This window comes from Pantoea sp. GL120224-02 (assembly GCF_900215395.1).
Taxonomy (GTDB): Bacteria; Pseudomonadota; Gammaproteobacteria; order Enterobacterales; family Enterobacteriaceae; genus Pantoea; species Pantoea communis.
Genome location: NZ_OBEC01000001.1, coordinates 856968 through 881920, shown reverse-complemented (window position 1 = coordinate 881920; position 24953 = coordinate 856968). Strand labels below are relative to the sequence as shown.

Annotated in this window: 23 protein-coding genes; 16 read left to right on the top strand and 7 right to left on the bottom strand. The window is 54.1% G+C overall.

The annotated features are described in order from the left end of the window. Positions 1-197 precede the first annotated feature (197 nt). Genes CRO33_RS04045 through CRO33_RS04030 form a run of 4 tightly spaced genes read left to right on the top strand, consistent with a single transcriptional unit; the run spans position 198 to position 5239 of the window. Positions 198-1781: an FGGY-family carbohydrate kinase gene (locus CRO33_RS04045; protein WP_255253241.1), complete on the top strand. Its 1584-nt coding sequence runs from the start codon at positions 198-200 to the stop codon at positions 1779-1781. Positions 1782-1791: 10 nt separating this feature from the next. Next, complete coding sequence (locus CRO33_RS04040) at positions 1792-3318, top strand: glycerol-3-phosphate dehydrogenase (protein WP_097117123.1); 1527 nt, start codon at positions 1792-1794, stop codon at positions 3316-3318. Between the two features lie 2 nt (positions 3319-3320). Next, positions 3321-4259, top strand: coding sequence for a sugar phosphate isomerase/epimerase family protein (locus CRO33_RS04035; RefSeq protein ID WP_097117122.1), 939 nt, complete (start codon positions 3321-3323; stop codon positions 4257-4259). Between the two features lie 23 nt (positions 4260-4282). Next, complete coding sequence (locus CRO33_RS04030) at positions 4283-5239, top strand: sugar-binding transcriptional regulator (protein ID WP_097117121.1); 957 nt, start codon at positions 4283-4285, stop codon at positions 5237-5239. Here the strand turns inward: CRO33_RS04030 and CRO33_RS04025 are convergent. The 4 genes from CRO33_RS04025 to CRO33_RS04010 all read right to left on the bottom strand — a co-directional run bounded on the left by CRO33_RS04025 (position 5236) and on the right by CRO33_RS04010 (position 8786). Then, a complete protein-coding gene (locus CRO33_RS04025; protein WP_097117120.1) occupies positions 5236-5775 on the bottom strand; it encodes a GNAT family N-acetyltransferase in 540 nt (179 codons plus the stop codon). The genes CRO33_RS04030 and CRO33_RS04025 overlap by 4 nt on opposite strands. Before the next feature lie 51 nt (positions 5776-5826). After that, a complete protein-coding gene (locus tag CRO33_RS04020) occupies positions 5827-6567 on the bottom strand; it encodes a DeoR/GlpR family DNA-binding transcription regulator (RefSeq protein WP_034823463.1) in 741 nt (246 codons plus the stop codon). 42 nt (positions 6568-6609) lie between these two features. After that, a complete protein-coding gene (locus CRO33_RS04015; protein ID WP_097117119.1) occupies positions 6610-7872 on the bottom strand; it encodes a DUF1479 domain-containing protein in 1263 nt (420 codons plus the stop codon). A gap of 236 nt (positions 7873-8108) precedes the next feature. Next, a complete protein-coding gene (locus CRO33_RS04010) occupies positions 8109-8786 on the bottom strand; it encodes a LuxR C-terminal-related transcriptional regulator (protein ID WP_097117118.1) in 678 nt (225 codons plus the stop codon). A gap of 290 nt (positions 8787-9076) precedes the next feature. Here CRO33_RS04010 and CRO33_RS04005 point away from each other — a divergent pair, with 290 nt between their 5' ends. From CRO33_RS04005 to CRO33_RS03995, 3 genes are all read left to right on the top strand, one after another. Beyond that, complete coding sequence (locus CRO33_RS04005) at positions 9077-9868, top strand: winged helix-turn-helix domain-containing protein (protein ID WP_097117117.1); 792 nt, start codon at positions 9077-9079, stop codon at positions 9866-9868. Continuing rightward, complete coding sequence (locus CRO33_RS04000) at positions 9865-10344, top strand: hypothetical protein (protein ID WP_141399001.1); 480 nt, start codon at positions 9865-9867, stop codon at positions 10342-10344. The genes CRO33_RS04005 and CRO33_RS04000 overlap by 4 nt, the downstream gene beginning before the upstream one ends. A 291-nt stretch (positions 10345-10635) precedes the next feature. Further along, positions 10636-11268 (top strand): LysE family translocator, encoded by a 633-nt coding sequence (locus CRO33_RS03995; protein WP_097117115.1) that lies wholly within the window; start codon positions 10636-10638, stop codon positions 11266-11268. Positions 11269-11311: 43 nt separating this feature from the next. On the opposite strand, the gene ampC is transcribed toward CRO33_RS03995, so the two are convergent. Continuing rightward, entirely contained in the window at positions 11312-12430 is a 1119-nt protein-coding gene (ampC, locus tag CRO33_RS03990) for a class C beta-lactamase (protein ID WP_097117114.1), read from the bottom strand. Positions 12431-12716: 286 nt separating this feature from the next. Between ampC and CRO33_RS03985 the strand changes: the two genes are divergently transcribed. From CRO33_RS03985 to CRO33_RS03950, 8 genes are all read left to right on the top strand, one after another. Continuing rightward, the gene (locus tag CRO33_RS03985) at positions 12717-13745 is read left to right on the top strand and encodes a substrate-binding domain-containing protein (protein WP_034823457.1); all 1029 of its coding nucleotides are present in this window, start codon (positions 12717-12719) and stop codon (positions 13743-13745) included. Between the two features lie 8 nt (positions 13746-13753). Then, complete coding sequence (locus CRO33_RS03980) at positions 13754-15259, top strand: sugar ABC transporter ATP-binding protein (protein WP_255253237.1); 1506 nt, start codon at positions 13754-13756, stop codon at positions 15257-15259. Continuing rightward, positions 15256-16251, top strand: a complete 996-nt coding sequence (locus CRO33_RS03975) for an ABC transporter permease (RefSeq protein WP_097117112.1) — start codon at positions 15256-15258, stop codon at positions 16249-16251. The genes CRO33_RS03980 and CRO33_RS03975 overlap by 4 nt, the downstream gene beginning before the upstream one ends. A gap of 13 nt (positions 16252-16264) precedes the next feature. Then, positions 16265-17257: a sugar-binding transcriptional regulator gene (locus tag CRO33_RS03970; RefSeq protein WP_097117111.1), complete on the top strand. Its 993-nt coding sequence runs from the start codon at positions 16265-16267 to the stop codon at positions 17255-17257. Beyond that, positions 17247-19001 (top strand): glycerol-3-phosphate dehydrogenase/oxidase, encoded by a 1755-nt coding sequence (locus tag CRO33_RS03965; RefSeq protein WP_097117110.1) that lies wholly within the window; start codon positions 17247-17249, stop codon positions 18999-19001. The genes CRO33_RS03970 and CRO33_RS03965 overlap by 11 nt, the downstream gene beginning before the upstream one ends. Continuing rightward, positions 18985-19824, top strand: coding sequence for a class I fructose-bisphosphate aldolase (locus tag CRO33_RS03960; protein ID WP_097117109.1), 840 nt, complete (start codon positions 18985-18987; stop codon positions 19822-19824). Before CRO33_RS03965 ends, CRO33_RS03960 begins: the two co-directional genes overlap by 17 nt. Positions 19825-19884: 60 nt before the next feature. Continuing rightward, complete coding sequence (locus CRO33_RS03955; protein ID WP_097117108.1) at positions 19885-21372, top strand: FGGY-family carbohydrate kinase; 1488 nt, start codon at positions 19885-19887, stop codon at positions 21370-21372. A gap of 67 nt (positions 21373-21439) precedes the next feature. Then, positions 21440-21769, top strand: a complete 330-nt coding sequence (locus CRO33_RS03950) for a DHCW motif cupin fold protein (protein WP_058960505.1) — start codon at positions 21440-21442, stop codon at positions 21767-21769. Positions 21770-21976: 207 nt separating this feature from the next. On the opposite strand, the gene CRO33_RS03945 is transcribed toward CRO33_RS03950, so the two are convergent. Together CRO33_RS03945 and CRO33_RS03940 are read right to left on the bottom strand one after the other, a co-directional pair. Next, positions 21977-23227 (bottom strand): acid phosphatase, encoded by a 1251-nt coding sequence (locus CRO33_RS03945; protein ID WP_097117107.1) that lies wholly within the window; start codon positions 23225-23227, stop codon positions 21977-21979. Positions 23228-23302: 75 nt separating this feature from the next. Continuing rightward, positions 23303-23542: a hypothetical protein gene (locus CRO33_RS03940; protein WP_058960503.1), complete on the bottom strand. Its 240-nt coding sequence runs from the start codon at positions 23540-23542 to the stop codon at positions 23303-23305. 251 nt (positions 23543-23793) lie between these two features. Here CRO33_RS03940 and hpxO point away from each other — a divergent pair, with 251 nt between their 5' ends. Then, complete coding sequence (hpxO, locus tag CRO33_RS03935) at positions 23794-24951, top strand: FAD-dependent urate hydroxylase HpxO (protein WP_097117106.1); 1158 nt, start codon at positions 23794-23796, stop codon at positions 24949-24951. Positions 24952-24953: the final 2 nt, after the last annotated feature.

The window sequence follows — 24953 nt, the reverse complement described above, 5'->3', positions numbered from 1 at the left end:
CCCGCCATACAAGCCTTATTCATGTGATATCTCATTTCGTATTGTCGTGTACTACCGCCATTTTCGTGATCAAACTCGCTAACTGAAGTGAAATTTATTCGTTTTATCGAAAAATAATACATTGGATATGTTATCTCCATGAGAAGTGGTGTAAGACATTATTTAGCAAATTCATCACAGGGAATTAACACGACGTGATGGGTCAACTTTTCTTCCCTTCGGAGGTGTACGTGGGTAACAGCGATATCATTCTGGGTCTGGATTCCGGCACCTCCGTGGTGAAAGCGGTGGCGTTTGATCTGGAAGGCACACAGCTGGCGTGCGCCTCTGTGCGTAACCGCTATTACCGCAGCGAAGGTGGTGCCGCGCAGCAATCCATGTCGCAGACCTGGCAAGATGCCGTGGACGCGATACGGAAACTGGGCGAGCGTGTGGAAAATCTCTCTTCCCGCATAGTGGCCGTGGCCGTCACCGCACAAGGGGATGGCACCTGGCTGGTGGGCGCCAATAATCAGCCGGTAGAGGATGCCTGGATTTGGCTGGATGCGCGTGCAGCACACACCGTCGATGCCCTAAACCAGCACGCCCTTGCAGCCGAGCGTTTTAAGTCCACGGGCACCGGGCTGAATACCTGTCAGCAGGGTTCGCAGATGGCGCATATGGACCAGCACTTTCCTGAGCTACTGGCGAAGAGCGAAGTGGCACTGCATTGCAAAGACTGGCTTTACCTCAATCTGACGGGCGTACGTGCCACCGATCCTTCTGAGGCCAGCTTCACTTTTGGTAATTTCCGCACCCAGCGTTATGACGATACCGTCATCGCAGCGCTGGGACTGGAACATCGACGTCATCTGCTGCCGGATATCATTGATGGCACGCAAATCACCCATCCATTGACCGGTGAGGCCGCAGCCCTCACCGGCCTGCGCGCGGGCACACCGATATCGCTGGGTTATGTGGATATGGCGATGACCGCGCTGGGCGCAGGCGTGCACACCGGCGAAGCCCATACCGCCTGCTCAATTGTCGGCTCTACCGGGGTGCATCTGCGCAGTGTGACCATTGATGAGGTGTGGTTGAATCCAGCGCAAACTGGCTATGTGATTCCTCTGCCCTGGCCGGGCTATGTGACGCAGGTGCAAACCAATATGGCGTCTACCCTCAATCTCGACTGGCTGTTGAATGTGGCCAGTGAGTTGCTGAGCAGTTTTGGCTGTGAAATTGATCATGCGCGGCTAGTGGCGCATATCGACCAGTGGCTCAACAAAGCCGAACCCGGCACCCTGCTGTTCCATCCCTACATCTCAATTGCCGGTGAACGCGGGCCGTTCGTCAACGCCGACGCGCGCGCCAGCTTCACCGGACTTAACTATCAGCACAATTTTGCCGACATGGTGCGCGGCGTGATTGAAGGCATCGGCATGGCCGCGCGTGATTGTTATCAGGCGATGGGCAGTACTTTGCCAGGTGAAATTCGTCTTACCGGCGGCGCGGTGCGTTCCCAGCCGCTACGCCAGATCCTCTCGTCCTGCATTGGCGCACCGGTGCGTATCAGCCAGCGTGATGAAGCCGGTGCAGCGGGCGCCGCGATGATGGCAGCGGTGGCGATTGGCGCCTATCCCTCCATGGCGCAGTGCGTGGAAACCTGGGTGCGCCCGCTGCTGGATGCGCCTGAACCGCCTTCCGCTGAACTGTCGCAGCGCTATAACCAACTGTTTCCCCATTATCAGCAGATCCGCAGCGATCTCCCTGCCGCCTGGCATGCACTGAATAAGTTTTAAGGAGTACACCATGAGTGAAAATACGCTGGATCTGTTTGTCATTGGCGGTGGCATTAATGGCGCGGGCATCGCACGTGATGCGGCCGGGCGCGGCTTGTCCGTGATGATGTGTGAAAAAGATGACCTGGCACAGGGTACCTCCTCGCGCTCGGGCAAACTGGTGCACGGCGGGCTGCGCTATCTCGAATATTATGAATTCCGACTGGTACGCGAGGCGCTGATCGAGCGAGAAGTGTTGCTGAATGCCGCACCGCATATTATCTGGCCGATGCGCTTTGTGTTGCCGCATAGCCCGACCGATCGTCCGGCGTGGCTGGTGCGTTTAGGGCTGTTCCTCTATGACAATTTAGGCGGGCGCAAAAAGCTGCCCGGCACGCGATCGCTTGATCTGATGCGCGATCCCGAAGGCGCCCCAATCCTCGATAGCTACAGCAAGGGCTTCGAGTACTCCGATTGCTGGGTCGATGATGCACGCCTGGTCGCACTGAATGCCGTGGATGCTGCGGAACGCGGCGCCACGATTCTGCCGCGTACCCGCTGTGTGTCGGCCAAACGTATCAGCGGCAAGTGGGAAGTCACGATTCAGGATGAGACCAGCGGTGCACAGCGCACGGTTTATGCCAAAGTGCTGGTGAATGCGGCCGGCCCGTGGGTACTGGATATCGTAAATCAGGTCACCCAGACCAAAAGCAACCGCAGCGTGCGGCTGGTTAAAGGTTCACACATCATCGTGCCGAAATTCTGGGAAGGCCAGCAGGCGTATCTGGTGCAAAACACCGATAAACGCGTCATTTTCATCAACCCTTATGAAGGCGATAAAGCCCTGATCGGCACCACCGATATTCCGTGGCAGGGCAAAGCGGAAGCGGTGACCGCCGATGACAGCGAGCAGCAGTACCTTATCGATGTGGTCAATCGCTACTTCAAAGTAAAACTGCGCGCCAGCGATGTGATTACCCGATTCTCGGGTGTGCGTCCGCTGTTTGACGATGGCAAAGGCAACCCTTCTGCCGTCACGCGTGACTACGTGTTCGATCTCGACGATCAGCAAAACGCCCCGCTGCTGCATGTGTTTGGCGGCAAAATCACCACTTTCCGCAAGCTGGCAGAACACGCTATCCAGAAGCTTGCGCCCTTCTTCCCTGATATGGGTGAAGACTGGACACGCGAGGCCACTTTGCCGGGCGGTAATATGGCAAATGGCGATTTCGAGAGCTTCCTTGAGCAAGTGAAAACGCGCTGGCCATGGTTACCAGCGCCGCTACGCAAACAATATGCGCGCCTGTATGGCACGCGCATTGAGAAAGTGCTGGGTCACGCCCGTGAGATAAACGATCTGGGCCGCCATTTCGGCGCACAGTTGTATGAAGCCGAAGTGCGCTACCTGGTAGAAAATGAGTGGGCGCAGCAGGTGGAGGATGTGCTGTGGCGTCGCACTAAGCACAAGTTGCATCTGACCGAAGTTCAGCAGCAGGCCTTTAGCCAATGGTTTGACGCGACCTATGCTGCGGCCGTGCCGCTGCGTAAGGAGGCGTAATCATGCCCTTAACGCTTTCTCTCAATACCAACCCACTGGTGAATCGTTTTGCCGATCCGCAGGATCTGATTCACACCGTGGCACAACAGATTCGTATCCGCGATCTGCAGTTAACCCATGAATTTATCAATCCTGGCTGGCCAGCCGCCACCATCAACCGCATGTCGCGCCAGATGCAGAAGGCGTTGCGGGAAACCGGGGTGCGCGTGACATCGGGTATGACTGGTCCCTATGGCCGCCTCAATCATTTTGGTCATCCGGACGTTGACGTGCGACGCTACTACGTTGACTGGTTCAAAACCTTCGCCGATATCACCGCAGAACTGGGGGGCGAGGCGGTTGGATCGCAGTTCGCCATTTTCACCCAGCAGGATTTCAACGATGCAGCGCGGCGGGATGCCTTGATCGATATCGCGATAGACTGCTGGGCCGAGGTGGCGGAACATGCGCAATCCGCCGGATTGAAATACCTGTTTTGGGAACCGATGAGCATCGGACGCGAGTTTGGTGAGACCATTCCGGCTTGCCTCGCACTGCAGCAGCGTTTGAGCAGTGAGTCCTTTGCCCTGCCGATGTGGATGATGGCGGATATCGATCACGGCGATGTCACTTCAATCGACCCGCGTGATTACGACCCTTACGCGTGGGCTGAAGCAGTGCCGCGCTACTCGCCGATTATTCATATAAAACAAAGCATGATGGACAAAGGCGGCCACAGACCCTTCACATTGCAGTACAATGCGGGCGGCCGTATTCAGCCCCAGCCGCTGCTGGACGCGCTGGCGCGCGGTGGCGCGCAGGATAACGAAATTTGCCTCGAACTGAGTTTTAAAGAGCGTGAACCCACTGACCGCCAGGTGGTGGCGGATATCGCGGAAAGCGTTGCGTTTTGGGCATCGCACATTGATACGGGCGTGCAGGATTTGCATCTGGCTTCCTAAGCCTATTGATCAGGAAATGAAACATGAAACCGGCTCCTACTCCCGCTGAACGCGATGACTCTTTAGCCCTGCGTGCCGCCTGGCTGCACTATGTGGGCGGCCTGACCCAGGCTGAAGTCGCCAAACGTCTGGGATTACCGTCTGTCAAAACCCATCGCATGATTGCCAAAATGGTCGCGGAGGGTGCGGTGAAGGTGTCGATTGATGGCGATATCATGGCGTGCGTGGCGCTGGAAGATCAGCTGCGCGAAAAGCACGGACTGCGTTTTTGCCACGTTGCGCCTGACCTTGGTGAAGAGGGATTGCCAGTGCGAACGCTGGGTATGGCGGGCGCGGATTATCTGCGCAATCTCCTCACGTCGCAGCCTGCGATCACCCTGGGGCTGGGGCACGGCCGCACCCTTTCCGCCGCTATTCACCAACTCTCGCGCATTGACGCCCCGCATATGCGCTTCGTTTCGCTGCTGGGCTGTTTGACGCGCAACTATGCGCTCAATCCCCACGATGTTATGCATCGCATTGCCGAAAAGACCGGTGCGCAGGCGTATATGATGCCGGTGCCGTTCTTCGCCAATACTCAGGAAGACCGCGACGTGCTGCTTAAACAGCGCGGCGTCAGCGAAGTGTTTGCCATGGCCGCACAGAGTGAGGTGAAACTGGTGGGGATCGGTACTGTGGAACCGGCCGCGCAATTGGTTGAAGCCGGTATGATTGATGAAGCCGAGATCAACGATATCTCTGCTTCTGGCGCTGTCGGTGAGCTGCTCGGTCATTTCTTTGACGCCAGCGGGCAGATGATTCACAACAGCCTGACAGCGCGTACGCTCTCGGTGGATTTAGAGCTTGCCCACCGCGCCGAGATTGTGGCGCTGGTGGGGGGATTAAGCAAAGTCGACGCGATCCGCGCGGTATTGGCCAGCGGGTTGGTGACGGGATTAATTACCGATGAATTAACGGCACAGGCGTTAATCGCAGGTTAGAGTGGCCTCCATTCGTCCGCGAATAATCCAAATACCCAATCGTCGCGCCACTCACCCGCGAGATGATAGCTTTTCCGCAAGGTGCCCTCCTGCTGGAATCCCACTTTTAATAGTGTCCTGCGTGAGGCTTCATTTCCTGCGGTCACAGTGGCAATTAGCTTGCGAAAGCCCAGTTCATTCAGCGCATAACGCGCAATATCGTGAAGTGATTCCGTACCAAATCCCTTGCCCTGAGCTTCTGCTGCCAGCAAAAAACCGACTTCCGCTACGCCGTCACCGCGATCGATAAATCCGGTGACGCCTAACGGCGCTGATTGCCCCTGTTCCATCATCACCAGACACAGCCAATGGGTGCTGCCTTTCTGCCAGTGGGGCAATCTTATCTCGAACCTGTCACGTCGAATCTCTTCTTCAGGCTGCGGATCGGCCACATAGCGCATCACACGCTCATCCTGTTGCAGCGAGAGAAAGAATCGCCAGTCATCGGTAACTAACTGGCGATAGTGCAGTCTTTTGGAGGTGATGTTGGGGAGCATGTGATCCTTCATTATGACAATGATGATTGTCGACGCTGATGAAAAGTGCCCCTAAATCAGCGTTAACTCCATTGGCTGCTGGCGCAATATTTCCTGATACACCGGCGACAGTTGGCTATCTGTAATCACCTGCTTAAAGGGCACGGTCGGTGCCAGAGCGAAGGGATGTATCTGACCAAACTTTGATGAATCGGTGAGCGCCACAGTGTGCGTCTGCTTTTCCATGATGGCGTTGACCACGTCGCAGCGCAGCATATCACGTCCGGTAAAACCGGTGATGGCATCCCAGCCGTCGATACCGATAAAGGCTTTATGGAAGTTGAGGTGCTGGATGCACAATCGCGTCAGCGGCCCGACTACCGACTCACTGCTCTTCTGGAACAGCCCGCCAAGAATGATCACATCACCGCCCTGTTCCCGCAGCAATCCCGCGATGTAATGGCTGACGGTGATAATCGTGATATCACCGCGTTCGCTCAATTCGCGTGCCAGCAACGCGTTGGTGCTGCCGCCTTCAATAAACACCGTTTCACCCGCGTTAACCAGCGAAGCGGCGTACTCCGCCAGACGTTTTTTGACGGCAAAACGCGTTTGCATGCGTGCGCCGACATCGTCGCTTTCTGGCGCCACGGCTGAACCGTGCACGCGGCGCAGAAAGCCGCCCTTTTCCAGAACATTCAGATCCTGACGCACCGTCACCTCGGAAACGCCGGTGGTTTGCGCCAGTTCACTGACGCTGACGCTGCCGCGTTCGCTGACCAGTTGGATAATGTGCTGATGACGTGCGTTCATAGTGCCTGCTTTAATTAAAATTTTATCCAGCTTACCAGAAACTTACTCTAAGCCGAGACTGCGACGACCGTTGCTGTTTAACGCGTCCAAAGTGAATCGATCGCGCCAGCTGGCTTCATAGTCCTCTTTCGGGAAATCACCCGGTGAGGCACCGGTTGCCAGCGCCTCAGCAACCTGAGTGGCGTAAGCGGCATTCTTCTCGCACAGGGGTGCAGCCGGAATGTACATCACATTGCCCCAACCTTGCTGATTCTCAACCGGTGCAACCGAATGAATGACATCACAGTGCCACCAGACAGAATCACCCGCTTCCATTGCTGGAATGGAACACAGTCCCTTGATGAGTTCCGGATGCCACTGCTCTGAGATGGGCAGCACTTTGCCTGGCGCCACACCACAGAGTTCATCCTCTGGCACATCTTTCAGCAGCGGACGCAGCAACAGATACGCCATCGCTTCCGGAACCGGCACCACATGCAGCAAGCCCTGACCCAATTGCATGTCTGACAGCGCAGTCCACCCCTGGAAAGTGCGGAAGACTGAACATTTGGTAGTGGTGCCAGCCTGATATTCATTCACTTCTGTGCGATGTGCCGCGTCCCAGGGATTATATTGATCGAATTGATTATTAAAGATTTTGCTAAACACCTGTTGGTAAGCTGGCAGTAACCAGCGTTCCAGCGCCCCGGAATCCGTATGCGCGCCCAGCCCTTTTGATGTGGTGCCCGGTAAACGACGGCGAATACGATCCGGATAGATGATGCTGACATCAGGGTCAAACCAGCGCGTTCCGTTGGATTCGTAGGTCCACAGGCGATTCAGGAAGGATTGGGTTTGTGCCATGGCGTCGCTCTGACGCGCCGACATCTGTGCTTCGCTCCAGTAGATCGGATAGATTTCAGGGCGTGAGGCATCGAGGCTGCCAAAGAAGTTGTCACCCGGCCCTTTATAGACTTCATCGAAATCATTTTTATCAAGGTATTCCAGCATCGACGCATCCCAGCCCAACGCCTGCTCGCGCGTAAAGGTCTGTTTCACCACCACACAGCCGCGACGACGAATGTGATCCTTCACTTCATCGGAAATGCGCCCTGCGGCGATGTCATCCCAACGTATCTGTGGCCATGCCGTGCCGTTTCGCGCTTCTTCCTCGCGTGCTGCAGCAATTTCGCTGAGGATTTTACTTCTGACCTGCTCAAACAGGCCCTCAACATCGCCGATTTGCGCTCTGAGCACCTGTTTCATCAAGCGGATATGCTGCTTTGCATCTTCAGGTTGTTGTAAAGAGGTAAAGGATGTATTCATTTTGTCGCTCCGATTGTTTCGAATGAAACTTAAGTTAGCTTCATTCATAACAATCTGTCGGCATTTCACCTAACTTCAGCGCACGATTTTAAGAAACCCATCACAAAAAAATTAAGAACAACGTCCAACCGAAGGTGCACCGGAGTGGCTCTCCGGTGCCGGGAAATGAGGAAAAATGTCGGGAAATCAAGAGGAAAAAGACGGTGGTATGTGGGAAGGAAATGGCCTGGCAGGTACTATTCCAGCCAGGCGTGATACCGCTGATGGAGTTCAGCCAGATTTTTTACATTGAGTTTGCGCATTGCAGACTGTTTTTGGCTGCTAATGGTTTTGATACTTTTGTCTTTGGCAACAGCAATATCCGTTACGGTACGGCCGCGATAGATGGAGCGGATGATCGTTCTTTCCGTGGTACTGAGTGAAAGCATCGCTTCTTCATACATTCTTGATGAGAATACCTGTCGTAGAGATGAACCCTTTTGCGGTGCAGTGGGTTTGACTTCAAATCCCCAGACTCGATGTTCAAGTACTGCCGTCACCGCATCTTCAACCTCGCGCTGATTGCATTTCCTGTTTAATATGGCTTGCACACCTGATTTTTTATATTTTTGTAATAGCCTGATATCCGATGCGCGGGTTAAAATTATCACTAATGCTGTGGGCAAGTAAGATTTTATCAGCATAGAAATAACATCTGCATTGCCAACCTCAGTATCGATAATAATCAGATCCAAATCTCTATCAATGATGTTGATCTGTTCATCATGGGTTTGGATGGGATGGTGAGTCACCGTCACAGCATTCAATGTTGTCAACATGGCGCGAATACCATAATAGGTGATCGCGCTGGGTGTCATAATAGCGATATTTTTATTTTTGATTTTGCTTGTCGTTATTTTAATGGCGCTATGCATTGGTGATGTTCCTCAATTGTGATCACGCCAATATGCAATTATTACAGATTCATCTGAACGATATTAGCCGATGCCATGCGATTAATCCGATGCGGATATTATTGGCTAGATTGAAGGCTTTCAACATACTGCCGTAAATGTCACTTAAAAGTCACCAGCATGGAGATAATTCACATATTAATCATATAGATAACCCTGTGACAAAGCTGTTACCTACCTGATTGTCATCATCAGCATGCCCTTTTGTCAGACCGTGTTATAATCAGCCGCATGAAAAGTGTGCGTTGAAGATGCGCCGTGGGGATCAGGCAGAAGTGACCATTATTTTTTTTACCGATACCGGTCTGATCAGGCTGGAAGATAAAGAGATTATTCTTAGCAGGCAAAGTAAAATATGCCTGACGTACCTGTGTGAGCATGAAGGTAATATCGTTTCCAAAGAAGCATTACATGACGCTTGCTGGAGAAACCATGGTGCTGTGGTCTCCGATAATACTGTACGACAAACCCTTTTTCGCATCCGGAAATCACTCGCCTCACTGGAAGTAGAAGGCGAAATTCTTGAAACACTGGGATACATGGGATATCGCTTAAAACCCGGTTGCATCACTCTCGTTTCAGACTCACACAATTATTCGTTACCGGAACGCCAGGATGGTTTGAATCAAAAACAAGAAACATCAGCGATTTCTGTTTCTGATACATCGAAATCAGCGCTTAAGAATAAACCGACAAAGATAAAACTCAGGGTACTTACGCTGCTGCTTTGCTGCCTGTTTTTTATCGTGGGCACTGTGATTCGTGGCCAACAACTTATCCACCCATTGCGGTATGGCGAACCACTTCTGCTTGATGGGCACAGCTTTCTGTTTTCGCAATACGTGGAAAATGACAAACATGACTCGGCAAGACGCGTGAGTTACTGGCTTAACAAAATGCAGGTTTCTATTACGCCGCACAGCAAAATCTACATTAATGCCGATCGTGGCAACGCGATTAATTTCTTTGTGTGCAAAGGCGAAATTGCACTGGCGACAACCTCTTGCCAGACATTTGCGGTTATCGGGAGAAACCATCCATGAGAATGGCTGTTTCCGCGGCATGTTGCCTGTTGGCATTGTTGCTGGGTTGGTTTTCGCTGCCCTATTTTGTACGGCCATTTTCTGGCGATTGCCGGGCCGAGACCTATATCATCTATGACGAACCTGACCGGACCGTAGTCAGTCATGGCTACTGGGATATTTTAAGCGGCAGTCGTGAAGGTCATTTAAATGCTTATCTGGCATTTATGTCGCCGCAGGGGCTTGAAAGCAGGATTAATGTTGATCGCACCGTGAATCTTGATTATGACTACCATCCTGATTCCGTAACGGTTTCCACTCGCAAATCTTTTCGTATTGCGGGTCCTGATACGCAGGATCCCGTTATCGGAAAATATATTGATCCGCTGGCGGACGAGAATTTCACCGCCCGCATCTACCTGTTTAAAGTGGGAAACCAGGTCATTTCAGGCTTCCATTATCGGCCGCTTAACCGGTGTATGAAACCTGGATTTTGAAGCGAGTCAGACCGGTCGATCATTTGTTCTGGTAAAGATCCCAACGGTTGCCGTACAAATCCTCGAAAACCACAACCGTGCACACCACGAAATAATTGCTCAGCTTTATCTTCGCAACCCGGTTTTGCCGTTAGCAATGCCACTACAGGAACGGTCATTTTCATCTCCCTTTTAAATACAATAAGCCAAGCCAAACTAACGCAGCTTATTCCTGTTGTCAGTCTGAAAACGTGCGTTGCCTGATATGCCTGGTTCGCGCCATAATCGCGAAAATAACGCAAGGAGTGTTGCATGCCAGAACTGTCGAGTTGGTTAGCCTTTGCATTGGTGGCGTTGGGATTGGTGCTTACGCCCGGCCCCAATATGATCTACCTGGTTTCGCGTTCGCTGTGTCAGGGCAAGCGGGCGGGTTATATTTCCCTCGGCGGCGTGGCGTTAGGTTTTGTGTTTTATATGCTGTGCGCGGCGCTGGGTATCACCGCGTGGTTGCTTGCCGTTCCATGGGCCTATGATGCGCTGCGTTTTAGTGGCGCACTCTATTTGCTGTATCTTGCGTGGCAGGCACTCAAGCCTGGCGGCCGCTCGCCATTTGCCGTGCGCGATCTCCCTGCCGACAACCCGCGTAAATTGTTCACCATGGGTTTCCTCACCAACCTCGCGAACCCAAAAATCGCCATGATGTTTCTGTCGCTATTACCGCAGTTTATTAGCCCGCATCACGGTAGTGTGCTGATGCAGTCGCTGATATTGGGCGTCACCCAAATTGTGATTAGCCTGACGGTCAATGCGATTTTCATTACTACCGCTGGCCAGGTGTCGACATTTTTACTGACGCGCCCCAGCTGGCAGCGTTTGCAGCGCTGGCTGATGGGCACGGTGCTGGCGGGCATGGCCGTCAAACTCGCATTGGATGCACGAAAGTAAGTTGCGATTTAATTGGGCGCGTCGGGGCGCGCCCAACAATCCGTTAGTGAGCCAACATCTGAATGATTTTGTCCGCCGCGATGACGCGATCGTCATTCGGGAACCATTTATTCGCCAGCATAATCACCGCAATCTTCTGTGACGGAATAAACACCGCGTAGGTTGAGAAACCATTGGTCGAACCGGTTTTGTTATACCACGCCTGTTGTGGCGCAGCCTGCGGTGGCGTGATCAACGTGGCCGACATCCCTTTCATGATGCGCTGACCGCTGTTGCCTTCCACCAACTGCTTTGATGAGACAGGCAACGGATAGTATTCCCACATCATCGCCTGCGTAAACGCCTCGGTTTTGAAGTAGCCCTGATGCGTGGTGGCGATCGCCTGCTGCCACTCCGTCGCGACCTTCTGTTCATCAAGTTGAATCGCCAGCCAGCGAATCAGATCAGCGGATGTCGATTTCAACCCATACGATTCAGCATCCAACGGGCCTGGCGTCACACGTACCGGCTTGTCTTGTTTATTGTAACCTTGCGCATATTGGCCCATCTCTGACTGAGGCACCTGAATATAAGTGTGCTTCATGCCCATCGCGGGTAACAGTTGCTGCTCCATCGCGCTGATAAACGGCTGATGCAAGCTTTTGGCGGCAATCATGCCGAGCATACCAATCCCCAGATTGGAGTAGACACGCTGAGTGCCCGGCTGAGCCGGCGGTTGCCAGTTTTTGTACCAGTTCATCAACTGCTGCTGATTGGTGACATCGTCTGGCACAAACAGCGGCGTGCCCGTGGTGTGAGTAGCAAGGTTAAGCAGTGACACCTGATCAAACGCACTGCCCTTTAGGTCGGGCAACCATGTACTGGCTTTGTCACTAAACTGCAGTTTTTTCTGCTGAGCCGCATAGCTCGCTAAGGTAGCGGTAAAGGTTTTGCTGAGTGACCCGATTTCAAACAAGGTCTGCGCGGTAATTGGCTGCTGAGTCTCTTTGGATGCCACACCGTAATTGTAAAACTCGGTTTTGCCATCGTGCAGAATAGCCACCGCCATGCCAGGGATTTGATATTGCTGCATCAACGGTTTGATGATGGCGTCAGGTGAAGGGGTTTGTGCGAGGACGCTGGTGCTTGCCAGCAGCGTTAGCGCAGTAAGAGATAAGCGCATGAAAATTCCTTTTATTTCAGTTAAGCCACAATTTCAGCGCGTGATTATAAAATTCCGTCACGGTTTCACCTAACCAAATATTCTGCTATCTGCGGGAAAGTGAAGGCGATCACAAGCGAGAAACATTTCATTAACCATTAATTGATCTTTTCCCCGCCAGCTTTTATAGCTTATGAAAATTATTTCACGAATCAGAAATAATTTTCAAAACGTACCCCGGCTCGTTTTTCCGCGTTAAGTCGTCACGGCTGAGCCTCTAAATTCAGCGTCTGCTCCGGGGAAAAACATGAAAAAAATCGCCATCCTTCTTTCCAGCCTTGCGTTAGCGGGCACACTCTCCAGCACCGCACGTGCCGCCGATGAATCACCACAGTTCCGTTGCAAACCTGGCGAAACTTACTACATGAACGTCATGGTGACCGGTGTTGAATACTGGTTTCCGGTGTACGAGATGTTTAAACAAGCTGCGCATCAGCTGGGCTGCAAAACCGTTTATGGTGGCACGCCCGCTTATGACGTCAACCAGCAGTTAGCCAGTTTCGAACAGATTCTGGCGCAGAAACCCGCCGGGATTTTCCTCCATCCGATGAATCCCGACCCCTTTATCGAGCCAATTAATCGTGCGGCAGAGATGGGCATTCCGGTGGTAACCTTTGCCGCTGATTCCCCCAACAGCAAGCGTGTCGCTTACATCACCTCAGACAACTTCCGTGAAGGTAAAGCCGCCGCCGATGAACTCGGTAAAGCCATGGGCAAAGGCGCGGAGTATGCGGTGCTGGAAAATCCAGGGCAGGATAATCATGACCGTCGGGTTACGGCTTTTATCAATGAGATGAAAACCGCGTTTCCTGACAGCAAGCTGGTTGCGCGCGCCGCCACTAATCAGGATCCATCAAAAGCCTACAACGCCGTGCTGTCGATGCTACAAGCGAATCCAAACCTGAAAGGCATCTTCATGCCTGAAGCCAGTTCCGCAATCGGTGCCGCACAGGCAGTGGTGGAAAACGGTGGCAAAGTGAAAGTGATGACGGTGGACGTCAACGCCAAAGTACTGGATATGATCAAAAGCGGCGAGGTGTTTGGTGCTATCAACCCCAATCAGGGAATACAGGGCTACATGGGCTTTATGACGCTGTTCCTTGCCGCCCACCCAGAATTGATTGACCCCATGAATGATGCCAAACGCAACGGTGTGAATCCCTTCTCGTTCCCAATCCTCGACAATGGTTATGCCGTGGTGACTAAAGAAAATGCCGATGATTTCCGCTGGGACCGTTACCTGAAACGTCGTGGAACCAAAGGCATCAACGAGTAAGGGGAAAGATGATGACGGCACTGCTTGAGTTACGCAGCATCAGCAAACGCTTCGGCGCAGTACAGGCGTTACAGGACGTTGATCTTACGCTAAGGTCCGGTGAAATTCATGCGCTGGCCGGTGAAAACGGCGCGGGTAAGTCTACTCTGATGAATATCATTGATGGCATTCTGCGCCCCGACAGCGGTGAAATAGTGTTGGAGGGGCAATCCGTAACCATACGCTCGCCGCGTGAGGCGCAGCGGTTAGGCATCGGGCTGGTGCATCAGGAAATCGCGTTGTGCCCGGATATTACTATCTATGAAAATATCTGGATGGCGCATCAGCAGCGCGGCTTTCTATTACCGCATAAAACCTTGAGGGAAAAAGCGCAGCAGGTTATGAATCGTCTTGCGCCGATTCCAGTGAGTAAAAAGGTTAGTGAACTGTCGTTGTCACAACAGCAACTCGTAGAGATTGCCAAAGCACTGACGCTGGATTGTCGTTTGCTGATTCTGGATGAGCCCACTGCAGCGCTCACGGAACCAGAAGCGCAGACGCTGTTCACCATCGTGCGTCAACTGCGCGATCAGGGCATCACGGTGGTGTATATCAGTCATCGTATGGCCGAGATTTTTGCGCTTTGTCAGCACATCACCATTCTGCGCGATGGCCGGACGGTGCACAGTGCGCCATTGAACAGCATGACACCGGATGAAGTCATTACGCGCCTTGTCGGTCGCGAATTGTCGCAACTCTATCCCGATAAACGCCCCTCTCATCGTGCCGCACCGCTGCTGGAGGTACGATCTCTTAGCGATAGTCAGCGTTTTTACGATATCAACTTCGAGCTGTATCCCGGCGAAATTCTCGGCATTGGTGGCTTGATGGGCGCGGGCCGTAGCGAAATCGCTCAGGGCGTGTGCGCATTGCAGCCGGTAACTCACGGCACTGTTCGTATCAAAGGCCAGCCAGCAACACTGAAAAATTACGCCGCCAGTATCCAACATCACATGGTTTATTTATCCGAAGATCGTAAGGACGCCGGGCTGTTTTTAGCAATGCCAATTGACTGGAACATCTCGGCGCTGGATGTCCGCGCGATTAGCCATCGCGGTTTGACGCTAAGCCCAAGACGCGAGCGTGCGCAAGCGGAAGCGCTGGCGTATCAGGTCAAACTGAAACGCGGCAAATTGAGCGACCCGGTGTCATCGCTTTCTGGCGGCAATCAGCAGAAAGTGGCGCTAGCGCGCGTGCTGTCGGTGCACCCCGAAATCATCTTTCTTGATGAACCGACGCGCGGCGTCGATGTCAGCGCCAAGGCAGAGATCTACCAGATCCTCGCCCAATTAGCACATAACGGTGTCGGACTGGTGGTGATTTCATCAGAGTTACCTGAGCTGATTGGTTTATGTGACCGCATTATCGTGATTCATGAAGGTCACATCACCGGTGAAGTGACCGGCGATACAATGACCGAGGAGAATCTGATGAGACTGGCTGCTGGCATTCCCCCTGAAGTGGAGGCGCTATGACCATGAATACGACCTTGCCCGGAGCAGGCAAATCCCGGCTGTCATTGTTTGGCGGCCTGCACAAGCAGCGGGAAATCGGCTTGATTGCGATCATCGCGTTAATCTTTATCGTGATGAGTTTTACCTCACCCTACTTCCTGACGTGGGCCAATATGAAAGCGATGCTGTTGTCGTTTTCGATTGAAGGCATTGTGGTGATCGGTATGACGATCTTGTTGATCGTCGGCGGTCTCGATCTCTCGGTCGGCGCGGTGGTGTGCCTTTCTATGGTGGTCGCGGGACAACTGTTTCTCAGTGGGGTGGATCCCTGGCTGGCCAGCCTGGGAGGAATAGCGGCCGCCGCACTGGTAGGCTTGCTGATGGGTTTAACAGTGACCAAAATCGGCCTGAGTCATTTTATTGCCTCGCTGGCAGCGATGGTGATTGTGCGCGGGCTTTGCATGATCATCACCCAGGGCACGCCGCTGTCGCTGTTCACACTTCCCGTCAGTTTCAAATTTATCGGCCAGGGTGCCATGTGGGGCATTCCGTTTGTCATCCTGCTGTTCTTTGTATTGGTCGCCCTGTTCGATTTCCTGCTGCGCAAAGCCACGCTGTTCCGCAAAGTATTTTATACCGGCAGTAATGAGCGTGCAGCGGCCTATTCCGGCATCAACATCAACCGCATAAAACTGTGGGTCACGGTACTCACCTCAACGCTAGCAGGTGTAGCCGGCATTATTTATATGGCGCGGTTAGGCTCAGCTACCCCGACCTTTGGCGTAGGGATGGAACTGAACGTGATAGCGGCGGCGGTGATAGGCGGCGCAAGCCTGAAAGGCGGCACTGGCTCGATTCTGGGCGCGGTTTTAGGTGTCGCACTGCTCTCCATCGTGACCAGCTCACTGATCCTGATTAATGTTTCCGTCTACTGGCAGGACTTGATCAAAGGTTTAATTCTGCTGGCGGCGGTGTCGATTGACCACCTGCTGAACAAATATCGGGCAGCATAAGGACGCATCATCGATGGAATTCGCCAGCGAACATCCAGCATTTCACAGTGCACGCCAGATCTATCAGGTATTGGTGATGTATTACCTCGACGGCAAAAAGCAGTCGGAGATTGCGGTGGAAACCGGGTTGTCGGTCGCCAGCGTGAATCGCCTGATTCGTCAGGGCAAAGAGAGCGGCATGGTGGAAATCACTATTAAATCGCCCTGGCTGTCGGCCCACCAACTCGAAAGTGATCTGCAGCAATGGGGTCAACTGCAACAGGTGGTGGTGGCACCCAATGTCGCGCGCAGTGATGAGCAGAATTTACAGATGGTGGGCGCGGCGGCGGCGGATTATTTGCTATCACGTCTGAAAGATGGCGACGTTATTGCGATCACCGGTGGCAAAGGCGTGAGCGCTCTGGTGGAGGCACTGCATCCTTCGCGCAAATACGATGTTCAGGTCGTGCCTGCATTGGGTTGCGTGCAAGGAAAGCACTATACCGACGTGAATCATGTTGCCTCTGAAATGGCGGCTCGGCTTGGCGGCCATGCCTGGCAGATTCATGCCCCGCTCTTCACTGACTCTGCTGCTGAACGTGACATGTTGATGAGAATCAGTGCCGTAGACCGGGTGCTGGATAAAGCGCGTAACGCTACGCTGGCAGTGGTCGGTCTTGGTTCTATTCACAGCGACAGTTCCAGCTACTACGATTTGAATCTGGCAGCTCGTCATGCATCCGCCAGCATCGAAACCAGTGGCGCACGCAGCGAACTGCTAGCCTGGTTACTCGATGCACAAGGCCAGCCCGCGCCGTTTGACGCCAATCAGCGGCTGGTTGGGCTGACCTTATCGGAGCTACAACGTATTCCCTTTTCTATGGCGGTGGTGGCCGGACGCGACAAAGTGGATCCCATCCACTGTGCGCTGCAAGGCCAGTGGCTAAAAGGCATGGTCACCGACGAATCCACCGCAGCAGGCGTACTCGAAATGGCCAAGAGCCGGGGAGCAATCCATGGAGAATAATGCAACACGCGAGCAGCGACTCAGCGCTTTACGACAGCGCACGTCCACACCAGTGCTGATTGTCGGTGGCGGCATCAACGGCATCAGCACCTTTCGCGAACTGGCATTGCAGGGTATTCCGGCGGTTCTGGTGGAAAAAGGTGACTGGTGCCAGGCGGCCAGCGGTGCGCTTTCTCGTATGATCCACGGCGGACTGCGCTATCTGGAAACCGGCGAGTTTACGCTGGTCAAAGAGTCGGTGATGGAGCGTGACCGGCTACTGAAAAACGCGGCGCACTATGTTTTTCCGCTGCGTACCACTGTCCCGATCGACAACCTCGGCGGCGGACTGCTCAATGCTACGCGGCGTTTTTTGCGTCTGAGCGACAAACCCACTCGCCGCGGCGCTCTGCTGATCAAAACTGGCCTCAGTCTCTACGATGTCTACACCAGGCAGTACGGATCGATGCCCAAACATCAGGTGCGCGGTGAGGCAGCCACGCGCGACCGCTGGCCAGGATTTGCCCCCTGGGTGAAATACAGCGCCAGCTACTACGATGCCTGGATCAGTGCACCGGAACGACTGGGTTATGAATTGATTGAAGATGCCGAGCGTGCTTGTCCGGAGGCACTGGCGCTGAATTATTTGCAACTGGTGAGCGCCGATGGCGAATCCGTTACGTTACAGGATGCACTCAGCGGTGAGCACTTTACTCTGCAGCCGCATGTATTGGTGAATGCCGGCGGCGCGTGGATAGATCAGCTCAATCAGCATCTGGCGCCCACGGAACATTTCACCAAACTGATTGGCGGGACCAAGGGTTCGCATTTGATCATTGATCACCCCAAACTGTTACAGATGCTCGATGGGGAAATGGTCTACTTCGAAAACCAGGAAGGCCGCGTCTGCATTATGTTTCCGTGGTTTGGCAAAGTGCTGCTCGGTTCCACGGATATCCGCGTGGACGATCCCGATAGCGTGGTGTGTGAAGAGGAGGAAAAAGCCTACATTCTTGAGTCGCTGCGCTTTGTTTTTCCTGACGTCGTGGTGCCGGAATCGTCGATTCTCTATACCTTTTGCGGTGTGCGTCCGCTTCCGGCCAGCAACGCCAAAGTTAACGGGCAAATCTCGCGCAATCACTCGCTGGTGCTGCTGCCGCCTGATGCCGCACATGCTTACAGCTTGCTATGCCTGGTCGGCGGCAAATGGACCACCTTTCGTCAGTTTGGTGAAGAGGCCGCGGATCGGGTATTGCGTCTGATCGGAGAAAAGCGCCGTGTGTCGAGCGGCGATCTGCCCATCGGCGGTGGACGCGACTTCCCTGCACCTTCCGGGCAAACCGCGTGGCTTGCCCAACTCGCGCATCTGCATTCACTGCCCTTGTCCCGCGTATCGCAGTTAGTCCGCCGTTATGGCAGCCGCGCCCTGCCAATCCTGCAATTGATCCAGCAACAGGGGGAGCAGCCGCTACAGCATCATGCGGGGTATAGCGCGCTGGAACTTCGTTACCTTATTGAGCATGAGCAGGTTCAACAACTTGAAGACCTGCTGGTGCGCCGCACGTCGCTGGCGATTTGCGGCGAATTGACGCCCTCACTGGTGGCAGAAATTGCTCAACTGATGGCGGATCTGCGCGGCTGGAATGTCACTCAACTGCAAAACCATCTGCAAAACACTTGCGCCAGTCTGGCGCGACAGCACGGCCTGACCGATCTCAACCCCACTCTTTTCCAGGAGGAAACACGCCATGTTAGTCAGCAATAAAGTCCGCATGAATCGTCTGTTTCAACACGGTAAGTGCCTTGATGTGGCTATCGACCACGGTATTGCGAATGAGCCCGACTTTCTGATTGGGTTAGAGAACATCGAAGGTGTGATGGAGAACCTGATCGCCGCGCAACCGGATGCCATTCAGGTGAATTACGGCCAGGCCGATCTGTTGCAACAGGTCGCGGGACGGAAACCGGCGCTGGTGATGCGCACGGATGTCGGCAACGCCTATAACGCGGCGCGCCATCGCGAAATGTGGGCGGTGTTGCACAACCCGGATGAGCCAATCCTCGCCGCGTTGCAGATGGATGCGGCTGCGGTGGTAGTGAATCTCTATCTGATCCCCGATGAACCCGGCATTTTCCGTATGTGCGTGGAGAACATCGGCCGTCTGCGTCAGGCTTGCGATCGTTATGCGATGCCGCTGATGATCGAACCTCTGGTAATGGCGCCGGCAGGACAAGGCGCGGCTTACGGTTCGATCGGTGATGTAGAGAAAATCGTGCCACTGGTGCGTCTGGCGCGTGAACTCGGCGCCGACATTATCAAAGCCGACCCCACGGAGAAGGTGGAAGATTTTCACCGCGTGGTGGAAGCGGCGCGCTGTCCAACGCTGGTGCGCGGTGGCGGCAAAGGCGAACTGGCACCGGTGCTGGCCAAAAGCGCCGCATTGATGGCGCAAGGCGCCAGCGGCATGGTTTATGGCCGTAACGTGTACCAACACGATAACCCATCACGCGTGGTGAAAGCGCTGATGGCAATCATCCATCAGGGCGCTAGCGGCCCGGACGCATTAGACATTTACCAGCAGGGTTGAGTTTTACCTGCACCGGCGCTTAAGCGGTGCGCCGTCTTCGTCTGTGAATCGGAGTCGGATATGAGTCAACTTCTCGGCATAGATGCCGGAAACACCATGATCAAAGCGGTACTGTTCGATCTCAGTGGCCGCGTACTGTCGGTTGCCGAATGTGCGGGAGAAACTCTCCAGCCGCAAGAAGGTTATGCGGAGCGTCCGGTAGAAGATATCTGGCACGGAGTCAGCGTGGCCGTCACGCGCTGCTTGCAACAGGCGGGCAGCACGGCGAATGAGGTTATTGCCGTGGGCGCGGCGGGTCACGGTAACGGTCTGTATGCACTTGATAAGCAGCAGCAGCCGTTGTTCGGCATTCAATCCATTGACCATCGTGCCATCGAAACCGTGCAGGGCCTGGAAGCCAGCGGTAACGATAAAGCCATCTATCAACTTTCGCTGCAGAAGCCCTGGCCCGCCGCCACGCCCGTGCTGATCAGCTGGATTAAACAGCATCAGCCCGATCGCTGGGCGCAGATCGGCCATTTGTTGTGTGCTAAAGATGTCATCGCCCATTTCCTCTGCGGGGCTATCAGCGCTGAGGTTTCCGATGCCGCCGGAGCCGGATTAATCGATTATCGACAGCGCAATTACAGCCACGAGTTGATGGCGCTGTATGGCATTGAAGAGGCGCTTAATCTGCTGCCGCCTCTGCGCGAGTCTTGTGCGGTGGTCGGACACGTGACCGCGCGCGCCGCGCAACTCACCGGATTACCGTCAGGTATTCCGGTGGTGGCCGGCATTTTTGATGTGGTGGCCAGCGCCATTGGTTCTGGCGTGGTGAAAACCGGAGGGGCTTCCATCGTCGCAGGAACCTGGAGCATCAATCAGGTGGTGGTCGATAAACCGGATTACCAGCGGCCCGTGTTTATGAATTCAATTATTGAAAATGATCGCTTTATGGCGATTGAAGCCAGCGCCACCTCAGCCGCCAATCTCGACTGGTTCCTGCGTGAGTTCGATGATGGACGCGCTGGCAACGGCGCGGCGCACAGCAGTGATACCGTGGCCCATGTTGAACCCAACCCGCAGTTGCCGCTCTATCATCCTTACCTCTATTCCGGTCGTAAATCTGAACCCGCAAAAGCGGGGTTTTATGGCTTAAGCGGCTGGCATACGCGCGCAGATATGCTGTTTGCGCTGTTTGAAGGCGTGACATTTGCCCATCGCGCACACATTGATCGCTTGCGCGCAGCAGGGATTCCGTTTACCCACGCGACCCTTTCTGGTGGCGCGGCGCGCAGCTGCGTCTGGCCGCAAATGTTTGCTGATGTGTTGGGCGTTCCGATTCGCGTGGCTGAGTGCAAAGAGACTGGCGCGCTGGGTGCTGCGCTTTGTGCGGGCGTCGGCGTAGGTGTCTGGCCCGATCTGGCCATGGCGGCACAGCAAGCAGTACGCCTTAATCCCGGCGAGTTACAGCCACGCCCGGAACGCTTTGCGTTTCATGATGCACGTTATCGGGTGTTTAAAAGGCTGGAGCTGGCGATGAGCGAAATGTGGCATGAAGTTGGTTGAATTCACTGGTTATTTTTTTGCCAGGCGGTAATGTTGTGTTCTCGTCGAATTCAATAAGGATAGCGTCGTGCAGATCAATCAATTACCGTTTGGCATTACCGACTGGAGCACCCTCGAGACCGAAAAACATCCGGGCGACAGCGGGTTTGCGCTGTGGCGCACTCAGCGTTTTGGCGATATTCGTGTGCGCATGGTGGAGTATTCGCCAGGTTATCTTGCCGATCACTGGTGCAGCAAAGGTCATATATTGCTGTGTCTGGAAGGCGAAATGATCACCGAACTGGAAGATGGCCGCACTTTTACCCTGACCCCGGGCGTGAGCTATCAGGTTGCCGATAATGCCGAAGCACATCGTTCCTCCACGACGTACGGTGCGAAGCTATTCATCGTCGATTAGCTCTCGGGCCGTGGCTATACACTGCGAATCATCATGCTGAATACGGTAGTCTGAAAAGATAATGTGCGGTTTGTCCTGACTATCCCGCTGTTGCCGCAGTCAGCGTTAATCCTTTCTACGCTCTTTGCGTTTGATCACCATAACAAGAACGCAAATCCGTGAGTTGCGGGCACCGACGTATTGACGACGTTAGTGCCCGCGTCAGGATCACTTCGCCATGCTGTACGCGGCGGTGAGATCGACGCGCTGCCAGAAGGATTGCTCAGCATTACCCGACAACGGATAACCGTTTGGCAAGGCGGTTTTCACCATCAGGCGACGAATCTGCGCGTCAGACAGGTGCGGCAGCGCCGTTTTCAGCAGGATCTCTGCGCCCTGCGGCACCTGAATCGGCGTATTTTTCACATTGGCTTTTGGCAGATTGTAGCTCAGCGTGAAACGATAGAATTGCTTCATATCCGGCGCGCGGTAAGGATCGTCCTTGCCGGTTGTGCGTGCGCATTCAGCTAGCGAAGTACCACACTCCTTCTCCAGCGCGGCACGCAGTTGATCGCGCGCCTCTTTGAACAGCACCTGATAGCGTGCATCGTTGAGGTAAGTCGCCACGTTGCGCTCTGCCACCATACGTGAACCCATCACGTCCAGCGGATAGTGCACGCCTAACACCAGACGCGAATATCCATAACGCGCACCGCGTGTCACCAGTGCCTCAAAGCGTTCCGGCACCATTTCGGCCATCAGCAGCGCATCGGTATAACCGGTATTGGTGTGCCCGCTGGGGAACGATCCGCCGTCCGCGGTATAGCGCACATTGTCTTTCACCACCACATCATCGGGTACCAGATGGATGGTATTGCCTTCATGCAGGAACGGGCGCGGATAGTTAAAGTGTTTTTTGGCAGCGCTGGTGCTGACTTCACTGGCCTTAATCAGCGCAGCGGCTTTGCTCAGTTCGCCTTTGTCATAAGCCGCGATGAAGGCTTTACCCAAACGCGGTCCCATGGCATCAGACAGGAAATACAGCGAGCCGATCGCTTCCGCATCCTGCAACGCCTGATGACGCACGTTCTGCGTGGCATTCAGGTTGATATCAGTCACGGTGGCGCGGTTAGCCGTCAATACGCTGTCTGGCAATGTGCTGAAACCTGATAACAGCGCGATGCCAGCCTGCTGATTTTGCTTCACGTTGAAATCATAGCCACTGCTTTTCAGCCAGGCTTTGTCTGCCTGCGTGCTGGTCTGTTTGGCTTTTTCCAGTTGCTCACGTTTCAGTGACGCACTGTCGCCTTGCAGCCAGGTGCGCTGAGCCTGCAACGACTGTTGCTCCAGCTGCGTATAGCCTGGGGTTGAACCGGTAGACGTTTGTGCAGCCAGTGCGGCCGCCTGCGGCAGTGTTGTCGCATGGGCCTGTTGAGCGAGCAGTAAAACCGTTGCAATCAGTGTGTAGCGGGTTTTCATTATTTTCCCCTGTTATCAGAATATTACCTTGCCGGGGAAACACGCTAGCACCCTGTTATGACAGATTTATTTCATTTATCGGCACTCGTTCGAACAGTTTTGTACGCAAATTTGTGCGAGCGATCCACAGCCGCCGCCGTTGTCATTTTTGCATTGCGATTGCTGTACATAACAGTTTTGCTGGCAGGACGAGAGATCGCATTTGGCCGCCACCGGCGTCAGTTGCACCACGGGCGCTTTTCTTTCCGGTTGCCACTGGGTTTGCGCCATTGCACCCGCACTGAACAGCATCATCAACACCATTATCCACTTCATGGGAAATTCCTCGCGAAAAGGTTCTAAACAGTATGGCCTCTTCTCTGCCAAACGCCATATTGGAACATTTGATTCAAGCCCTGCTTTCACCGCCCTCTTGTTGTGCAAAGCGTTGCGCACTAACGGTGCAATGCACGCATCAGACCATTAAAAACACCCATTAATAATCAATTCCTTACGAAGAAATAGTTCACAACAAACCTGATGGTACGAAAGTTGCAGGGTTAATCAGGTAGACAAAGGAGACAGTGATGAAAGCGATTGTGATTGGAGCGGGCATTGGCGGCATGAGCGCGGCGATTGCGCTGGAGAGAGCGGGTTTCGAGACTGCCGTTTTTGAAGCGGTCAAAGAGATGAAGCCAGTCGGTGCGGCGATCTCGATCTGGCCCAACGGCGTAAAGTGCCTGAACGCACTTGGCATGAAACAGCAACTGCAGGCACTGGGCGGCAATATGGCGTTTATGGCCTATAACGATGCGCACAGTGGCAGCACCCTGACCCGCTTTAGCCTGTCACCCCTGGTGCAGCAGGTGGGCGAATACCCTTATCCGGTCGCTCGCGCCGAGTTACAGGGGATGCTGATCGATACCTATGGTCGCTCACGCATTCAGTTCGGTAAACGCGTGACCCACGTCGAGCAAAGCACCACCGGCGTCACCGCCTGGTTTGATGATGGTAGTCAGGCTGAAGGCGATTTCCTGGTCGCCGCCGACGGTACGCATTCCGTTATCCGCCACTATGTGCTAGGTGAAAATGTAGAACGACGCTACGCCGGTTACGTTAACTGGAACGGCTTAGTGACCATAGATGAAAGCATCGCCCCAGCCGATCAGTGGACAACCTTTGTCGGTGAAGGCAAGCGCGTCTCCCTGATGCCAGTGAGCGGCAACCGCTTTTACTTCTTCTTCGACGTACCTTTGCCCAAAGGCTTAGCAGAAGATCGTTCCACCCTGCGCCAGAATCTGAAGAATTACTTTACCTGCTGGGCCGATCCGGTGCAGCGCCTGATCGATAGCATTAATCCCGACACCACCAACCGGGTCGAAATCCACGATATCGAACCCTTTAGCCGTTTCGTCAAAGGTCGTGTGGCCTTGCTCGGCGACGCGGCGCACAGCACCACGCCAGATATCGGCCAGGGCGGTTGCGCCGCGATGGAAGATGCGGTGGTGCTGGCGCAGACGCTGGCCTCGCATTCGCTGGGTATCGAAGATGGATTGCAGCGCTACGAGGCGCGCCGCGTGGAACGCACCAAAGATTTGGTGTTGAAAGCACGTAAACGCTGCGACGTGACGCATGCCAAAGATGCCGAAATCACCGCTGCGTGGTACGCCGATTTGAAAAACGAAACCGGCGAGCGAGTGCTGGCCGGCATGTGCGACACCATTGAAGGTGGCCCGTTGGGTTAATG

What these genes read in the sequence shown, in the direction of transcription:
- CRO33_RS04025 (WP_097117120.1), bottom strand. Translation starts at nt 5,775, where the DNA reads ATGCTCCCCAACATCACCTCCAAAAGACTGCACTATCGCCAGTTAGTT.
- CRO33_RS04040 (WP_097117123.1), top strand. Translation starts at nt 1,792, where the DNA reads ATGAGTGAAAATACGCTGGATCTGTTTGTCATTGGCGGTGGCATTAAT.
- CRO33_RS04030 (WP_097117121.1), top strand. Translation starts at nt 4,283, where the DNA reads ATGAAACCGGCTCCTACTCCCGCTGAACGCGATGACTCTTTAGCCCTG.
- CRO33_RS03955 (WP_097117108.1), top strand. Translation starts at nt 19,885, where the DNA reads ATGAGTCAACTTCTCGGCATAGATGCCGGAAACACCATGATCAAAGCG.
- CRO33_RS03940 (WP_058960503.1), bottom strand. Translation starts at nt 23,542, where the DNA reads ATGAAGTGGATAATGGTGTTGATGATGCTGTTCAGTGCGGGTGCAATG.
- CRO33_RS03985 (WP_034823457.1), top strand. Translation starts at nt 12,717, where the DNA reads ATGAAAAAAATCGCCATCCTTCTTTCCAGCCTTGCGTTAGCGGGCACA.
- CRO33_RS03980 (WP_255253237.1), top strand. Translation starts at nt 13,754, where the DNA reads ATGATGACGGCACTGCTTGAGTTACGCAGCATCAGCAAACGCTTCGGC.
- CRO33_RS04045 (WP_255253241.1), top strand. Translation starts at nt 198, where the DNA reads ATGGGTCAACTTTTCTTCCCTTCGGAGGTGTACGTGGGTAACAGCGAT.
- CRO33_RS03995 (WP_097117115.1), top strand. Translation starts at nt 10,636, where the DNA reads ATGCCAGAACTGTCGAGTTGGTTAGCCTTTGCATTGGTGGCGTTGGGA.
- ampC (WP_097117114.1), bottom strand. Translation starts at nt 12,430, where the DNA reads ATGCGCTTATCTCTTACTGCGCTAACGCTGCTGGCAAGCACCAGCGTC.
- CRO33_RS03975 (WP_097117112.1), top strand. Translation starts at nt 15,256, where the DNA reads ATGACCATGAATACGACCTTGCCCGGAGCAGGCAAATCCCGGCTGTCA.
- CRO33_RS04000 (WP_141399001.1), top strand. Translation starts at nt 9,865, where the DNA reads ATGAGAATGGCTGTTTCCGCGGCATGTTGCCTGTTGGCATTGTTGCTG.
- hpxO (WP_097117106.1), top strand. Translation starts at nt 23,794, where the DNA reads ATGAAAGCGATTGTGATTGGAGCGGGCATTGGCGGCATGAGCGCGGCG.
- CRO33_RS04035 (WP_097117122.1), top strand. Translation starts at nt 3,321, where the DNA reads ATGCCCTTAACGCTTTCTCTCAATACCAACCCACTGGTGAATCGTTTT.
- CRO33_RS03965 (WP_097117110.1), top strand. Translation starts at nt 17,247, where the DNA reads ATGGAGAATAATGCAACACGCGAGCAGCGACTCAGCGCTTTACGACAG.
- CRO33_RS03960 (WP_097117109.1), top strand. Translation starts at nt 18,985, where the DNA reads ATGTTAGTCAGCAATAAAGTCCGCATGAATCGTCTGTTTCAACACGGT.
- CRO33_RS03970 (WP_097117111.1), top strand. Translation starts at nt 16,265, where the DNA reads ATGGAATTCGCCAGCGAACATCCAGCATTTCACAGTGCACGCCAGATC.
- CRO33_RS04015 (WP_097117119.1), bottom strand. Translation starts at nt 7,872, where the DNA reads ATGAATACATCCTTTACCTCTTTACAACAACCTGAAGATGCAAAGCAG.
- CRO33_RS04010 (WP_097117118.1), bottom strand. Translation starts at nt 8,786, where the DNA reads ATGCATAGCGCCATTAAAATAACGACAAGCAAAATCAAAAATAAAAAT.
- CRO33_RS04005 (WP_097117117.1), top strand. Translation starts at nt 9,077, where the DNA reads ATGCGCCGTGGGGATCAGGCAGAAGTGACCATTATTTTTTTTACCGAT.
- CRO33_RS03945 (WP_097117107.1), bottom strand. Translation starts at nt 23,227, where the DNA reads ATGAAAACCCGCTACACACTGATTGCAACGGTTTTACTGCTCGCTCAA.
- CRO33_RS04020 (WP_034823463.1), bottom strand. Translation starts at nt 6,567, where the DNA reads ATGAACGCACGTCATCAGCACATTATCCAACTGGTCAGCGAACGCGGC.